The sequence below is a fragment of the Pseudomonas frederiksbergensis genome (assembly GCF_001874645.1).
Lineage (GTDB): Bacteria > Pseudomonadota > Gammaproteobacteria > Pseudomonadales > Pseudomonadaceae > Aquipseudomonas > Aquipseudomonas frederiksbergensis_B.
This window is the reverse complement of the sequence record NZ_CP017886.1, coordinates 38,052-53,834: the sequence shown is the minus strand read 5'-3', so window position 1 is coordinate 53,834 and position 15,783 is coordinate 38,052. Positions and strand designations below refer to the sequence as shown.

The 15,783-nt window shown below is 57.0% G+C and carries 16 protein-coding genes; 11 read left to right on the top strand and 5 right to left on the bottom strand.

Annotated elements, in window-relative coordinates; translation table 11 throughout:
* Positions 1-43: 43 nt before the first annotated feature.
* The 10 genes from BLL42_RS00275 (at position 44) to BLL42_RS00230 (ending at position 10,474) form a co-directional block, all read left to right on the top strand.
* On the top strand, positions 44-868 hold the full coding sequence (locus BLL42_RS00275; RefSeq protein ID WP_236722010.1) for a hypothetical protein: 825 nt from the start codon (positions 44-46) through the stop codon (positions 866-868).
* Between the two features lie 166 nt (positions 869-1,034).
* The gene (locus BLL42_RS00270) at positions 1,035-2,276 is read left to right on the top strand and encodes an ATP-grasp domain-containing protein (protein WP_071550171.1); all 1,242 of its coding nucleotides are present in this window, start codon (positions 1,035-1,037) and stop codon (positions 2,274-2,276) included.
* Between the two features lie 87 nt (positions 2,277-2,363).
* Complete coding sequence (locus BLL42_RS00265; protein WP_071550170.1) at positions 2,364-3,398, top strand: AbrB family transcriptional regulator; 1,035 nt, start codon at positions 2,364-2,366, stop codon at positions 3,396-3,398.
* 39 nt (positions 3,399-3,437) lie between these two features.
* Positions 3,438-4,445, top strand: coding sequence for a 4-hydroxy-2-oxovalerate aldolase (dmpG, locus tag BLL42_RS00260; protein ID WP_071555654.1), 1,008 nt, complete (start codon positions 3,438-3,440; stop codon positions 4,443-4,445).
* 16 nt (positions 4,446-4,461) lie between these two features.
* A complete protein-coding gene (locus tag BLL42_RS00255; protein ID WP_071550169.1) occupies positions 4,462-5,340 on the top strand; it encodes an acetaldehyde dehydrogenase (acetylating) in 879 nt (292 codons plus the stop codon).
* Positions 5,341-5,363: 23 nt separating this feature from the next.
* The gene (locus tag BLL42_RS00250; RefSeq protein ID WP_071550168.1) at positions 5,364-6,551 is read left to right on the top strand and encodes a pyridoxal phosphate-dependent aminotransferase; all 1,188 of its coding nucleotides are present in this window, start codon (positions 5,364-5,366) and stop codon (positions 6,549-6,551) included.
* A 166-nt stretch (positions 6,552-6,717) separates the two neighbouring features.
* Entirely contained in the window at positions 6,718-8,241 is a 1,524-nt protein-coding gene (locus tag BLL42_RS00245; protein WP_071550167.1) for an FAD/NAD(P)-binding protein, read from the top strand.
* Between the two features lie 119 nt (positions 8,242-8,360).
* Positions 8,361-8,624, top strand: a complete 264-nt coding sequence (locus BLL42_RS00240) for a hypothetical protein (RefSeq protein ID WP_071550166.1) — start codon at positions 8,361-8,363, stop codon at positions 8,622-8,624.
* Between the two features lie 433 nt (positions 8,625-9,057).
* Entirely contained in the window at positions 9,058-9,867 is an 810-nt protein-coding gene (gene blaOXA / locus BLL42_RS00235; RefSeq protein WP_071550165.1) for a class D beta-lactamase, read from the top strand.
* A gap of 85 nt (positions 9,868-9,952) precedes the next feature.
* Positions 9,953-10,474 (top strand): RidA family protein, encoded by a 522-nt coding sequence (locus BLL42_RS00230; protein WP_071550164.1) that lies wholly within the window; start codon positions 9,953-9,955, stop codon positions 10,472-10,474.
* A 336-nt stretch (positions 10,475-10,810) separates the two neighbouring features.
* Here BLL42_RS00230 and BLL42_RS00225 read toward each other — a convergent pair whose 3' ends face one another.
* The 5 genes from BLL42_RS00225 to BLL42_RS00205 all read right to left on the bottom strand — a co-directional run bounded on the left by BLL42_RS00225 (position 10,811) and on the right by BLL42_RS00205 (position 15,018).
* Positions 10,811-11,623: an oxidoreductase gene (locus BLL42_RS00225; protein WP_071550163.1), complete on the bottom strand. Its 813-nt coding sequence runs from the start codon at positions 11,621-11,623 to the stop codon at positions 10,811-10,813.
* Positions 11,624-11,682: 59 nt separating this feature from the next.
* Positions 11,683-12,681 (bottom strand): NADP-dependent oxidoreductase, encoded by a 999-nt coding sequence (locus BLL42_RS00220; RefSeq protein WP_071550162.1) that lies wholly within the window; start codon positions 12,679-12,681, stop codon positions 11,683-11,685.
* Between the two features lie 105 nt (positions 12,682-12,786).
* Positions 12,787-12,978 (bottom strand): hypothetical protein, encoded by a 192-nt coding sequence (locus BLL42_RS00215; RefSeq protein ID WP_071550161.1) that lies wholly within the window; start codon positions 12,976-12,978, stop codon positions 12,787-12,789.
* A 98-nt stretch (positions 12,979-13,076) separates the two neighbouring features.
* Positions 13,077-13,865 carry an SDR family NAD(P)-dependent oxidoreductase gene (locus tag BLL42_RS00210; RefSeq protein WP_071550160.1) on the bottom strand — a complete coding sequence of 263 codons (789 nt, stop codon included), beginning with the start codon at positions 13,863-13,865 and terminating at the stop codon, positions 13,077-13,079.
* 52 nt (positions 13,866-13,917) lie between these two features.
* Positions 13,918-15,018, bottom strand: coding sequence for an alkene reductase (locus BLL42_RS00205; protein WP_071550159.1), 1,101 nt, complete (start codon positions 15,016-15,018; stop codon positions 13,918-13,920).
* A gap of 166 nt (positions 15,019-15,184) precedes the next feature.
* Here BLL42_RS00205 and BLL42_RS00200 point away from each other — a divergent pair, with 166 nt between their 5' ends.
* A complete protein-coding gene (locus BLL42_RS00200; RefSeq protein ID WP_071550158.1) occupies positions 15,185-15,781 on the top strand; it encodes a TetR/AcrR family transcriptional regulator in 597 nt (198 codons plus the stop codon).
* The last annotated feature ends 2 nt before the right edge of the window (positions 15,782-15,783 follow it).

The following is a 15,783-nucleotide window of genomic DNA, read 5'->3' as shown; positions in this document are numbered from 1 at the left end:
GTGCCTGAAATCATCATCCAACAAGGAAAAAAGTGAGATGACCGTGAGTAACCTGCTGACGCTGCAAAGCCAGTTGTTGAACGTGATAGAGCCGGTACTGGAGCTGATGCCGGCCGGGGTTCTGAAGCAAGCGTTGGTGGATGCGTTTCGCAGCCAGGAATCGGAACTGCTGGACATCGAAAGTACGTTCCAGACGCTCACCTCGCGCCGCCATGCTGCGCCGCAGTTGCGCAAGTTCTTTGGCAGTTGGTCGAAAACCAACAACTCGGCCGCCAGTGTGTCCGGCCTGGCCAACCGCATCACGCTGCTGGCGCGCTCCGAGCAGTGGGGCGAAGCCGCGCAACGGCTCTACCGGGTCTGCGGCAGCCTGCAACGGATCACCGACGAGGACCTCGGCGCACTGAGCAATACGCTGCATTCAGAGCTTTTTTACAACATGGCAACGCCGATATGCGGTGACGATCAGTGGCTGTTGAAAGACAACTGCCTGCCGTCGGCGCAGGCCTTCAAGGACTGGACGGACGCGCGACGCCTGCGTGACCGCGACCTGTTGCAGGGGCTGTTGGTCACCCTGGTTCACGAGGTCTACACCCACGGTGAAGTGGAGTTCATCCATCCGCTGTTCAAGCAATGGTTCGAACGCGACATGGGCGTGCCGCCCGCGAAGGTACGGGCCACTGTTGCCTGGGTCACCGTGCACACCGGTGGCACCGAAAGCAATCACTTCGCCCACGCTGTTGCAGCGGTCGAGGAGTTCGTCGATGTCATGGGCATCGCGGTGGTCAAGTCCGCCGCCCAGGAAATCTTCGGCCAATACCTGCAGCGCAAGGCTGCGGTGATGCGTGAGTGCGGCGAATACCTGGGCTGACAGACAACGACCTGAACAGCGCTTAGGAAAGTATCAATAACGACGGATTCGGTATTGGTCTGTACTTCAGGTTTTTATCAAGATACTGAAGCTCCGGATCCGGCGTGGATTTGATGTGCCTGGGGTTGGAGATTAACAAACTATGGAAGATTGTAAGGAAAGCCGTATGCAGCTCATTGTTTTTTGTCCGCCGAAAATTCTTCTCCAGCACTCTGCCGCGAGCTGGTCTGCCGCGCTTGGCCTGGGAGGCATGCTGTTGAGCTGCGCCTCGCGATCTCAAGAGATTGCGGCGCATCTGGGCCATACCGTCCGCTACCAGCTCTTCGACAACTTTAACGACAGCGCGCTGGTCGAGATCGACGTCTATGAGCTTGCACGGGAGCTCCATGCGCCGCTGTGCGTGGCGCTGGCCGAGATCGATGTGCTGCGGGTGGCGCGCCTCAATGATCGGCTCGGGATTACGCTGGGTGCCGAGGATCGCGCCTTGTTTTACCGGGACAAGTTCCTGATGAAGCAACGCGCCAGGGACTGCGGGTTTGCCATCGCCGAAATGGCATCGATCAGCAATGCCACGGAAGCGGTTCGCTTCAGCGAGCGCTTCGGTTTCCCGGTGGTCATCAAGCCTCGCGATGGTCGCGGCTCGAACGGCGTGGAGGTGCTCGACGACGCGCAGCAGCTGCGGGAATGGCTGGCCGGGCGCACTTCAAGCACGTTTCACAACCTGATGATCGAGAGCTATGTGCGTGGCAGCCATTACATCGTCAATGGCCTGTACATCGATGGCCGTCCGATCCTGGTTTCACCAGTTCGGGTCATGACCTCGGCGCTGGATTTCCTCGGCGGAAAATCACATGACCTGCACATGCTCGACGCCGACAACCCAATGCGCGACAGGCTGGTTCGCTATGCGCGTTCGCTGGTCGAAGATGTGCTGCCATCCGATCCGACCATGCTGTTTCATCTCGAACTTTTCGTGGATGGAAATGACGAGATCGTCCTCTGCGAAATCGCCTCGCGGTTGGGCGGGGTGTTCTTCAATCAGGAGCTGATACACGCCTGGGGCATTGATCCGCGGATGAGCTTCCTGCGCGCGCTGCATGATCCGTTCTACCGCCCTGAGCCAATGGCCGCGCCGCTGCGGATGGTCGGGCATATCAGCATCCCGCCGCGGGTCGGTCTGCTGCGTGAAGTCCCGCAAACCTGCCCGCTCGACGGTGTTCTGGAGTACCGAATTTCCGCCAGGAAGATGACCTCCTATGGCGGCATGGAATTCACCAACTCGGAAATCCTCAACGCCATCGTGGCAGGCCAGGATGAGGCCGAGTTGCGCGACAAGCTGCATCAGGTCGAAGCCTGGTTTCACGAGAGTTGCGACTGGTCGGGCAGCGAAATCGCCGCCGCGGTATAGACCTTACCGCACACCCTTTCGACATTAATTGAGCTGACCTTCCTGAGCTGGACGGAATCGTCACGCCTGCAGAAAAGTGGATATCCAATGAAGACTGTGTTCGAAAGCCTTATCCCGATTCCCGTGGCGGCCCTAGGCGCATGGCTCGGTTACATGACCGGGCTTCCGCTTGGTGAGCTGATCGGCGCGATCTGCCTGGTCACGGCGCTCAGCAAAATGGGTGTGCGCATGCGCATGCCGTATCCGTTCGTGGCCACCGTGCAGTTGCTGCTCGGGGTCAGTGTCGGTTCCATCGTCACCGCCTCGATGATGCGTGAGCTGACGGATTTCAGCATTCTGGTCGGTCTGCTCATCTGCATGACCACGCAGATTTTCGTCGGCTACAACTGGCTGCGGCGCATGGAGCGCTGGGGGCATATAGAAAGCCTGCTCGGCTCCATTCCCGGCGCAATGGCGGCGGTGATGACGGTCTCGGGAGAGGAGGGGCCGGCCTCCGGGCGCATCGCGTTCGTGCACATTGTCCGTTTGCTCGCGCTGTTGCTGGTGGTGACGATCATTGCCGGTGGGCACGCCGAAAGCGCGGCGCCGATGCTGGGCTCGTTTGATGATTACCTTGGCGTGATCCCTCCGGCGATCGCGGCTGTGGTCGTCGGTTATCTGCTGGAGCGCTTCGATGTTCCCGCGCCTTACATGTTGACCGGGCTGATTTGCACCGCCGCGGTCAACGTCGGTTTTCCTCAAGCCCATCTGCATGTTCCCGATCCGCTGGCGATCGTTGCGCTGATCCTGCTCGGCGGCCTGATCGGCATTCGCCTCAAGGACATCACGTTCAAGGATTTCGTGCGCTACATCCGCGCCGGTCTGGTGGTCACCGCCCTGACGTTCTGCACGACACTGCTGGTTGCCTTCGCGTTCAGCAAGCTGACCGGCAAGCCGTTCCTTTCGCTGTTCATGTCGTGGGTTCCTGGCGGTGTTGAGGTGATGACTGCAGCGGCTTTGCTGCTCAAGCTCGATCCTGCCTTCGTGATGCTCAATCACGTGGTGCGGATGTCGATCATCCATATTTCGCCGGCGTTCCTGCCCAAACGGCTGCTGCAGGAAAACCCTCAGCCTGAACAGTAATTGCTGCAAAAAACTTCGAATGACAAGGATTTGATCTCGATGAGTATTGCTATTCACGACCCAACGCTGCGTGACGGAAATCATGCTGTCTCCCATTCGCTGAGCCTGGAGGATATTGCCTCCTACTGCCGCGCTGTCGATGGCTGCGGCCTCAGCGTTGTAGAAGTCGGCCACGGAAATGGCCTGGGTGCGTCCTCCCTGCAACTCGGACTTGCGCGCTACAAAGACAGCGAGATGCTCGAAACGGCGCGAGCCAACCTGACGCATTCCAGACTCGGCATCCACATGATTCCCGGGTTTGCCAGGCTGAGCGACATCGATACCGCACTGCAGATCGGCGTCGACGTGCTGCGCATCGCGTCCCATTGCACCGAGGCCAACCTGACCGAGAGCTACATCGATCATGCGCGGTCCAAGGGCGCGTACGTCCAGGGCGTACTGATGATGACCCACATGGCCAGCCCCGAGACGCTGCTCGAAGAAGCAATGAAGCAGCAGGGCTATGGCGCCAATGCCCTGGTTCTGATGGATTCGGCGGGGCACTTTGACCCGGACAGCACCCGCGAAAAGATCGGCCTGCTGGTCAGGGAGCTCGCCATTCCCGTGGGTTTCCATGGCCACAACAATCTTGGCTTGGCGGTCGCCAACTCGCTGGCTGCTGCCCAGGCCGGGGCGACCATCATTGACGGCTGCATGCGCGGATTCGGCGCGGGTGCCGGCAATACCCAGCTGGAGGTGCTGTGCGCGGTGCTCGAGCGCTACACGTTCGAGACCGGGGTGAAGGTCTTTGACCTTTGCCGCGCCGTCGAGAGCCTTGAGGATTTCGCGCCGGTCAGGACTCCCACGGTGGTGAAGACTGCCAATCTGATCAGCGGCCTCTACGGCGTTTGCAGCGGGTTCGAGAAGCACGTCGCGCGCGCGGCGGCGGAATTTCGCGTCGAGCCGCGAAAAATCTATGAAGAGCTTGCGCGATGCAACGCCGTGGCCGGCCAGGAAGACCTGATCATCTCGGTGGCCAGCCGCCTTTCTCAACCCGTCGTCGCCTGACTCTGGAGCTGAAAAAATGACTTTGAAAACCGCCATCATCGGCAGTGGCAATATCGGCTGCGACATCCTGTGCAAGGTGCTCGCCCATCCGGATCTGGATTGCACGCTGGTTGCCGGTCGCTCCCTGCACTCATCCGGCCTTGCGTTCGCCCGTGAGCGCGGGGTCGCCACCACCGCGGACGGCATCGACGGCCTTTTTGCCCGGATCAACGAATTTGATCTGGTGTTCGATGCCACCTCGGCGGCCGACCATGAAGCCCACGCACCGCGCCTGATCGAGGCCGGGAAAGCGATCATCAACCTGACCCCGGCCTCTCTGGGCGCGTTGTGCGTGCCATCCCTCAACGGCGTGGAGCTGACCGAGGCGAGCAATATCAACATGATCACCTGTGGTGGCCAGGCTTCCATCCCGCTTGCGGCCGCGATCGCCCGGGCTAATCCGGGCGCGCACTACATCGAAGTGGTGTCCTCGATCAGCGCCGAAAGCGCCGGCCCGGCCACTCGGCGAAACCTGAGCAACTACATCACTACCACCGAGAATGCGCTGAGCCATTTCACCGGCTGCAAGGACGTCAAGGCGATCCTCAACATCAATCCGGCCAAGCCGAATGTCTTTATGCAGACCGCGGTTTCGGCGCTGATAGAGACGGTTGATCTGGCCGCCACCCGCCGTGAAGTGGAACGTGCCGTGACCCAGGTGCAGTCTGCCGTGCCTGGGTATCAGGTGATCGTCGATCTGCATTACAGCGAGGGACGCTTGTTCACCATGGTGCGCGTTGAAGGGGCAGGGGACTTTCTCGATCCAAGCGCCGGCAACCTCGACATCATCACTGCGACCGCAACCCACATGGCCGCGCTCATGGCCCGAGGCCGCGTGATCAAACGCGCAGCCTGACTCAGCGTAACGGAGAGACTTTTATGCCTACTCTTTCGCCAGATCTCGAATTTGCACGGTTTTGCCCGATCCTGGGTGTCGTTCAGAAGGTCAGGGAAACGCTGCATCCAGTGATCGATCTCGGTGTCGGTGTGCCGGGTTTTCTTCCGGCGCCGCATATTGTCGAGGCGGCCGTCAAGGCTGCCTGCGAACACACCGGCGGGTATGGCTCGAGCCGCGGAGATGAAGCGCTGCTGGCGGCGTATCTGGGTTACCTGCACGGACAGGGGTTCACCCACTATCGCGAGCAGAATCTGGTGGCCGGCCTCGGCGCCAAGCACCTGTTGTTCAGTGTGCTACGCGCGATCATCCGCCCCGGCGACGAGATCCTCGTGTCCACCCCTTGCTGGCCGACCTATTTCGACATTGCCGATCTGGTCGGAGCTGGCGTGGTCAACGTCACCTGCTCGGCGCAAACCGATTTCAAGATGACGGCGCAAGCCCTTGAAGATGCCTTGTCCGACAACGTGCGGGTGGTCATGCTGAACTCGCCGGGCAACCCTACCGGCGCCGTGTATTCCGCCGAGGAATTCGCGGCGTTGGCAGAGGTGCTGCGTAAAAAGGATGTCTGGATCATTTCGGATGACGTCTATCAGCGATTCGTCTACGACATAGATAGCTGCCCCAGTCTGCTTTCGGTCGCACCGGATCTGAGCGACCGCATCATCAAGATCGACAGCGTATCCAAGCTCTATGGGATGCCGGGCTGGCGGGTCGGGCTGTTGGCGGCCAATGAACGGATTGCCGCGGCAGTCACCACGCTCAATTCTAACTCGATCTCGAACATCCCACCGATCCCGGCGGCTGCGGCAGCGGCGGCCTTCAGCGGTGACCAGACGTTCTCCTACGCAGCAAGAAACCGCTTGTACAACCAGCGCCAGGCATTGCTCGCCGACTTGCAGGGGGCGCCACACCTGAGGTTCTGCCAACCAGCGGGGGCGTTTTATCTGCTCATGGATATCAGCCAGACCCTGGGCAAATCCCTGCATGGCAGATTGATCGCCGATGACGAGGCATTTTGCGCCTTGCTGCTGGAGGAATATGGCGTCGCGCTGATTCCCGGCAGCTTTTTTGGCGCACCGGGTCATGCGCGATTGTCGTACTCCGGCGATGCCGAGCAGGTCAGGGCCGGGGCCGCGCGCTTGAGAGAGTTCCTGTCTGCCATTTCGTGACTACCGGTCTGGCAGGGGCGAGGTTTGGCGACGCTGAAGTGTCCTGATTCGGCTAACCGCGAGCTGTTCTGCGTTCCTCTGGAACGGGGAGTGGCTGGCTACGCCACGTCTGCTGCCGGGCAGAAACACACGTAAGGGAAGCGGTTTAATATAAGGAAATACCTTGATGAAAAATGCCTTTGCAATCGTCGGCTGCGGCGCGACGGCTATCGCATTCCTGCAACGTCACCTGGATCGCGTCGCTGCATGCAATACACCGGCCGGGACCATTTACCTCTTCGAAAAACGCGAAGACTTCGGGCGCGGCGCGGCTTATGAGGCTGATCTGCAGAGCAACATCCTCAATACCAAGACCGGTTTCATTACGCCCTATCCGCATCTCCCTGGTCATTTCCAGCGCTGGTTGGAGGACCATCCCGGGGCGTGGCGGCATGCCTTTCCCGAGTTTCGTCCGACCCCGGAGAGCTTTGCTCCGCGGGCTTTGTTCGGCGTTTACCTGCAGGACCAGATCAAGAAGATCGTATTGCGTGGCGCCTCGCTCGGCTGCCTATTGGTGCTGATGAATGCCGAGGTCTGCGCTATCGATCTGATTGACGGAATGGAGACCGTACGAACGCGATGCGGGCTGAGTATCGCCACGCACAAGGTCTTGCTGTTCTGCGGGCCGTTGGCCAAGAAAGTTGATCCCGACAAGTACGACGAGCGCGTCCTGGCGACACCCTATCCGGTTGCGCGCCTGCTGAAGACAATTTCCCCGGACGAGCGGGTGGCCGTAATCGGTGCGCGGTTGAGCGCCATCGACACGGTGATCGCGCTGATCGAAGGCGGGCATCGCGAGTTGATTCGCATGCATTCGCGTAGCGGCTATTTCCCCGTGGTTCGCGGAACCCAGGAGCGCGTCGAGCTCAAGCACCTGACCCGCGAGGGTGTTCGCGCGCTGGTCGCGCAAAACGGGCCGTTGCAGATCAGTGATCTGGTCGCACTATTTCGCAAGGAGCTGGCCGCCCATGACCCGGCCTCGACAAGTGCCGTGATCCCTCTGCCGGCACCGCCGGCCGACGTCATCAGCTTCATCGAGAACGAGATCAATGTCTCGCAAGCTCCGCGTATCTGGCAGGCCATCCTCTATGCAACCAACGGCTTCATCGAACACCTTTGGCAGGCGCTGGACGACACTGCACAAGCCAGGTTCATGAGAGAGTATTTCAGCTTCTTCATGGCTTACCGCGTCTCCATCCCGGCGGAAAACGCGCGCAAGATCCTCGGTTACCTGCGAAGCGGCCAGCTGGAGTTCGTCCCCGGTGCGTTCGCCGCGCCCGAGCCAGTTGATGTGCCAGGACTGAGCATTCGCGGGGCTGGCTGGGAGCATGTCTATGATCGGGTGATCTACGCAACTGGCTTTCCTCGAGATGCAAACCTCATTGAGTCGACCTTGCTGGGCTCGCTGATCAAGAACGGCACGGCCACCTGTCATCCGATGGGTGGCATCTGCGTCGACCCGGATACCTACCGCATTCAGGGCCGGACGGGCTCGGCACGGCAGATTTATGCGGTCGGCGAGCTAACTGTGGGGCAGTTCTTCTTCACCTCTGCGCTGGAAATCAACGGGCGACACGCCTTCTGTTGCGCGGACGCGATGCAATGGCGCGAAGAAACGCACAGGGTTGAGCGCGTGGAAGAGCATGTCTGAAAAACAGGGGCGCGGCAGTCGTGAGCTTGGCCACGACTGCCGCGCTGGCCTTGATGCATCCCCTCAGAGAAACATCCCCATCCTCGGCAGTCGCCCTGCGGTAAGTAACGGTTTCATCCATGACGCGCTCCTACATCGAACGGAACCTATACCTGAATTGGAAAGATCCGTCGGTAAAGGAACTCGAGGGGCTGTCTAGGTTTTATATGAGGAATGAAACGGTCAAAACTATTGCCTCAACCATGGATGGACGGGGTGCTATAGCAGGCTATTTTCAAAAAACACTCAAGGCCAGGCTGATCAATGCGCCGAGTTCGACCAAGAATGAGGACGGTAAGCGCGACCCGGAAATGCATCAGACCAAGAAAGGCCAGCAGTACTGATCAGGGTTGCCATAAGATGCCCATACGTAACAATGGGTTACAGATCTGCGAATGAAATCCTACCCTTATCTCCGCATAATTCGTACTTGAAACTTAGTCTTCGACAATACAGGGCGCGGCTTATTAAGCCAGTAAAAATTATCGGATTTTTATCAGTAGCACACGCTGGTGCGGCCAAGAAAGCAGAGAGGGTCAAGAGAGTGGCGAGCGGGATAGTTCTATATGGAAAGCTTCGTACATATGAGTCAATAAATTCCTGTTTCTAGATCGGGTGGTCACGGCGAGTATAATTACCTCGCGCGGCACAGCGGCACCAAAAATTTGTCTTGAGGAGTCTTGCGTTGTGCTGAATTTTGAAACCTTCCTTATGTTAATCGGATTGAAACTGCTTTATATCTATCATGCCAAATTCATTTAATTGGAGTGAGTTCTAATGATTGGGCGTCGCATCTCGTGGCTGGCTGTATGTTTTGCTTTCTGTTCTGGTGCTGCGCTGGCGCAAGCTCGTGCGCCTGTGGTTGAGATGATGGGATGGGGGCAGATCTTTGAGGCATTCAATACCAATGGTACGATTGTTGTAACGGATGAACGCGGCGGCGAAAGCAAGACCTTTGTTTACAACAAGGAACGGTCGGGGCAGCGCTTCACCCCAGCCTCGACTTTCAAGATTCCTCATACATTGTTTGCATTGGACTCGAAGGCAGTCGTGGATGAGTTTCAGGTATTCAAGTGGGACGGGGAGATTAACGAGATCCCTACACATAACCAAGACCAAACATTACGTTCGGCCATGCGATATTCCGCATTGTGGGTCTATCGTGGCTTTGCAAAGCAGATTGGGGAACGTAAGGCCGGTGAGTATCTGAACAACATAAATTACGGCAACCAAAGTACTAGCGTTAAAGCTCGCGATTATTGGGTTAATGGTGGCCTCGAGGTTTCAGCTGTAGAACAAGTTGAATTTCTGCGCAAGCTGTATCGGAATGAGCTTCCTTTTAAGCGAGAGCATCAGCTTCTGACAAAAGATATTATGGTTGTTGGTGCGGGCCACGAATGGGTTATGCGCGCTAAAACCGGCTTGGGGAAACAAGTAGGCTGGTGGGTCGGCTGGGTCGAGTTGCCTACCGGCCCGGTCTTTTTTGCTCTTAACATTGACACCCCCGGCCGGATGGCTGACGCTCATAAGCGAGAGGCGATCGGCCGTGAAGTGTTAAAGACTGTCGGCGCACTTCCTGCTGCTTGATATACCACGCGTCTTGTCTTGCTGATGTTGGATGACATCAGCAAGACAATCGTGATGTAGTTTTTTTTGGTAAGGACATACTTTTATGCTTCGGCCCACAAGCAGAAAGATTCTAGTTGCTTTCTCTATCTCCGCCACAATGATCAGCGCTACATATGCGGCGGTGAATGATGTCGTTCGTTATGCTGTCGCCAACTCGTCCGTCCCTGTTGCTGCTGCGGTTGAGGTACCTGCTTCGGCTTCCATAGTCTATCTATCTGGAAAACTTCCACCCATACAAGACTCCAGTCAACCGCTCGACAGTCCTCTTGCTTATGGTGGAGACACCAAAGGACAGACGGTCGCGGTGCTGCGAGCGATAGAGCTAGCCTTGTCGAACATTGGTTTGGGGCTTGGTGATGTAGTGAAGATGCAGGTATTTCTAGTGGGCGATCCTGCTTTGGATAATAGAATGGATCTGAAAGGCTTTGCGGATGGCTACGCACAATTCTTTGGTACTGATGTACAACCTAACCTGCCTGCCCGCACCACGCTGCAAGTGGCCGGTTTGGCTAACCGTGGTATGCGCGTTGAAATCGATGTCGTGGCAGTGCGCCGGAACGAATAAACTTCGATGAAGCTCCGAGCAGTCATCAATTGAGTTTTCTAAAGAACTTATATGCGTTAATGAGGTGATAGCCCGCCTTGACCTGAGCGAACTATGGCGAGGCCGACTAGTGTCACGCGCCTGGGCCGAGAGTTTGATGTAGGTCAGTGACCTCGTCAGTGGAGCGAGTTCCGACGTGCAGTTGGTGTCGAATGCTACTGCCATCCTGCCCTTGGAGTTGATCCATTACAGTCAGTCATTTTACCCGCCGGAGCATAGGCTCAGCAGCTTGCAACACTGCAACACTGTTAATTTCCATTTGCTATGCCTTGCATAAGCAACCGCAGGCCCTGTGGTTCAGGCCGGCAGGCGGAATTGCTTGCGCAAGCTCTTATCAAAAATACCTGCGGGAGCAAAGCGGCGCAGTATGCTGATTTGTCGCGCTGCCTTGCCGGCAGTATAGCGATGCTGAGGGCGGGCATCGCTCGCCGCTTTCACTACTACAGCCGCCACGACTTCTGGAAGATCGGCTTTCGGCATCACATCGCCTAGCAGTGCCTTGAACCCGGCTCGAGCCTCGTCGTACTCCTTCAATTGCGAGTCCGGCTCAATACCGTTTTGATCGAAGACGGTACGCACGAATGCCGGCTCGATGACCGACACTCGGATGTTGAAGGCACGAAGCTCGTGATCAAGAGATTCCGAATAGCCCTCTAGAGCGTGCTTGACCGCTGAATAATGAGCGGAGTAGGGCGCGGGTACCAATCCCAGAATCGATCCGATATTGATGATGCGCCCTTGGCCACGTTGCCGCATCGAAGGAAGTACCGCATTCGTCATACGGATTACGCCGAACAGATTGACATCGAACAGTGCCTGCACCTGGGGGATCGAGAACTCCTCAGCGCCACCAAGCAGGCCGACACCGGCATTATTGACCAAAAGGTCGATCCGCCCGGTCTGAGCGAGTACGGTTGAAACAAGGGCACTGACAGAGTCACCATCTGTCACATCGCAAGTGAGCATGGACACCTGCGCTGGACTGTCGCCGTCCTTGCGGCTCGTGCCAAACACCGTATATCCCGCCCGTACGAGAGCCTCGGCAGTTGCGCGACCAATACCAGATGATGCACCGGTCACTATCGCGGTTCTTTCGGAAGATGTACTCATTTGATACTCCAATGCTCAAAAGGCCATATGCAAACGATTTTGTTAAGTGATGGTTGGAGTCATATAAGCTTAATGATCGCTTTACCTTTGGCTCTTCCTCGTTCGACATAGGTCAATGCCTCAGCCGTTGACTCGAAAGGGAAGACTCGGTCAATCACAGGTTTAATAACTCCCGACTCGACAAGCTTAGTGATTTTCTCTAATTGAGCACCGCTCGCGCGCATGAACACGAACGCATATCTGATGTCCTTTTTGCGGGCTTTTCTGCGTATGCCGCTGCTCAACAGACGCATTACCCAACCCAGTCCCCAGAACAGCTTTTGTTCTTTTGCGAACTCTGCCGTCGGTGGCCCAGAGATGGAGATAAGCTGGCCACCAGGCTTTAGAATGCTGAGTGATTTTTCCAGCTCGACAGGGCCGAGGCTGTTCAATACAACATCGTAGTCGCACAAGGCGTTTTCGAAGTTTTGCTGCTTGTAGTCGATGACGACGTCTGCTCCCAACGCCTTAACCCAATCCACGTTACTTGTGCTGGTCGTCGTCGCAACGAAAGCGCCCAGATGTTTTGCAAGCTGGATGGCAACTGTGCCGACTCCACCGGAGCCCGCGTGGATAAAGACTTTTTGCCCCTTCTTCAACCGTGCTGTTTCAACCAGCACCTGCCAGGCAGTCAGCGCAACCAAGGGGAGGGAAGCAGCTTCTTCCATGGTGGTATTTTTGGGTTTCAGTGCGAGGGCACTTTCCTCAATCGCGATCAGCTCGGCAAAGCCTCCGATGCACGCTTGGGGCGGGCGGGCATAGACCTCATCACCGGGCTTGAAGTTGCGCACGCCTGACCCCACGCGAACGACGACGCCGGCTAAGTCGTTACCCATAATCAGCGGGAATGTGTACGGCAGGATCAGTTTGAATTCACCTTTGCTGATCTTCGAATCCAGCAGGTTGACGCTGCTGGCATGCACCTCAACCAGGACGTCGTTGATTCCCGGTTCCGGTTCCGGAACCTCGCCAATACGTCCATGACTCTTGCCGTAACGATCGATCAGGAAGGCTTTCATGATTCAGTTCTCATGGTTTCAATGGGATGGCAGCATGCGCAACCCAGCGTGCTGCTGTAAGGCGAGCCAAAGGTGTTCAGGCATTCAAAAATGCCGTCGCTCTAGTCACGAAATCAGTGTGATATTGGAAGATCCCGCCATGACCGGCGAATGATTCAACATCACGAGCGGCATCTCATCTTTGGGCCCCACGCCCCTGTAAGCGAATGCGGTTCCTTCAACGGTGATCCATTGGTTCGCGACCTTGACGAACTGCGCCGACGATGAGGGGTGAAGTTTTGTGACTTCTGCGATCATGTGCGCTCCGTGCCCTTATGGGGTCGGATAGGTGAAAACAAGAGTGCAGCGGGCGCTTTTGCATTGAGATATGCGCATCAGCGTCTGCTGCATGACAATCACGCCTCGGCTTGATAGCGCTCCGCGACTGCGGATTGGCGGATCTCTGAAAGCAAACCTTGGCGGGCAGCCTGCAGAGCATCCCAACGAGCGGCGTCTTGTAACGGCGGAATGGTCACCGGCTCGCGACGATCAAAACCGACCAGCGCGGCATCGACCAGATCGCCCACGTCCATGATTTCGCTCAAAGTATTGATGTCGATGCCCGCGCGTTCCCAGATTTCCGTGCGGGTGGCTGCTGGCAGAACAGCTTGCACGTAGACGCCTTTGAGCGAGAGCTCAAGACTCAGCCCTTGCGATAGAAATAGAACAAAGGCCTTGGTCGCGCCGTAGACGGTCATCCCGAATTCCGGTGCCAGTCCTACGACCGAGCCAATATTGATGATCGCGCCATTACCGGCTTGTGCGAGCCGTGGGGCAATTGCGCTGGCAAGTCGTACCAGAGCTGTGGTGTTGAGCGCGACAAGGTTGGCAACGCTGTCTGTGGATTGCTCGATGAAATTGCCGGATTGGGCGGCGCCCGCATTATTCACGAGGATGCCGATGCTGGCGTCATCGCGCAGGCGAGCTTCGATGGTCGTCAAATCACTGATTTGAGTCAGGTCAGCCTGAATAACGTCAATGGCAACGCCGTGTTTCTCACGCAGACGGGAGGAAAGTGCGTCTAGCCGGTTTTTGTCGCGGGCAACTAGCACTAGGTTGTGCCCGCGCTGGGCAAAGCGCTCGGCGTAAGTCGCGCCGATGCCTGTCGAGGCGCCGGTAATGAGTACGGTTTCAGGGATGCTCATAAATATATGCTCTTGAATGGATGTCGATAAGCGATTCAGTCTCTGTGACTGTTCAGCCCTGCGCGGAGCTGGACTCGGCAAGCGTCGGGTAGTCGATGTAGCCCGCTGCATCGCCGCCATACAGAGTGGTAGGGTCGAATGTGGATAAAGCGGCATCGGTCTTGAGTCGCTCTACCAAATCAGGGTTGCCAATAAACGGACGTCCGAAGGCGATGAGGTCGGCCTTGTCTTCGATCAGTGTCGAGGTAGCTAGATTCAGGTCGTAGCCATTGTTGGCGATGTAGGTGTTTTTGAAGCGTAGACGCAAGGAGCCGAAGTCGAAGGGCGCAACCTCGCGCGGCCCGCCGGTAGCGCCTTCGACCACATGCAGGTAAACCAGGTCCAGGGCGTTGAGTTGATCGACGAGGTAGTCGAATTGAGCTTGCGGGTCGGTGCTGGAAACACCATTAGCGGGGGAGACTGGAGATAAACGGATACCTGTTCGCTCAGCACCGATTTCGCTCACGACGGCCGCTGTGACTTCCAGCAGAAGACGAGCACGATTTTCAACCGAGCCACCGTAGGCATCCGTGCGCACATTCGCACCGTCCTTGAGGAACTGGTCAAGCAAATAGCCGTTAGCACCATGGATTTCTACGCCATCAAAACCTGCAGCAATCGCGTTTAATGCGGCTCGGCGAAAGTCTTTAACGATTCCAGATAGTTCGCTGATTTCGAGGGCTCTAGGTTCCGAAACATCTACGAAACTGTTGTTGACGAAAACCTTCGTCGCTGGGCGAAGCGCAGAGGGTGCTACCGGTGCGGCGCCATTTTCCTGAAGGTCGATGTGGGACACGCGTCCGACATGCCACAGCTGCAGGAAAATACGTCCGCCCTTCGCATGAACGGCTTCTGTGACTGTACGCCATCCCTCTATCTGCGCTTGCGTATAAATCCCAGGCGTATCTTGATAACCCTGTCCTTGCTGTGAGATCTGGGTAGCCTCGGAAATCAGCAGGCCTGCGGACGCTCTCTGACTGTAATAGATCGCAGCAAGCTCGCTCGGAACAAAGCCTGCCCCAGCGCGGTTTCGCGTCAATGGCGCCATTACAATTCTGTTGGAAAGCGTCAGTGAGCCGAGCGTGTAGGGTTCAAACAAGGTCTTGTCGTTCATATCGATTCCATACTCGTTGATCAATGATGGCGATCTGCGCCGTAGCGGCAAAGGCTTGCGGCAATGGATTTATGATGTCAGTCATAATCAAAGGCGTCAACAATTTTGATTATGATCGACATCAGAGTATAGTGAGGCAATTGTTTAGGAGGCATAGGGGCGCGAAATGAAGATCACCAAGACGCAATCACTCGCCAACCGGGCTCATATTGTGGATACGGCTTCAGAGCTGTTTCGTGAGCGTGGCTACGATGGTGTGGGTGTGGCGGAGCTGATGGCCACTGCCGGTTTTACCCAGGGAGGCTTCTATAAGCACTTCGGTTCCAAGGCAGACTTGATGGCCGAGGCGGCTGAAAATAGCCTTTCGCAATCCCTAGCCAGTACCTGCGACCTCGATGTTGCGGGGTTCGTAAATATGTACGTGTCGCGGGATCACCGAGACGGCAGGGGCGGCGGATGCACTATGGCAGCGCTGTGTGGCGACGCTGCCCGCCAGTCAGATGAGTTAAAGGCGACCTTTGCCAGTGGCGTAGAAAACACGCTCGCAGCACTCGAGGAAAAGTACCAGGCGGGTCTGGATGCGACGAAGCAAGACGTTCGAGCAAAAATGATCGACCTGCTAGCGCATGCAATCGGTGCGATCATGTTGTCGCGCGCCTGCCCGGATGATTCATCCCTCGCGGATGAAATACTGGAGGTTTGCCACGCAGAGATAATAGCGTCGTTGGCGTTGTCGCCAGTTAGCGAACGGCTGGGGATGTAGTG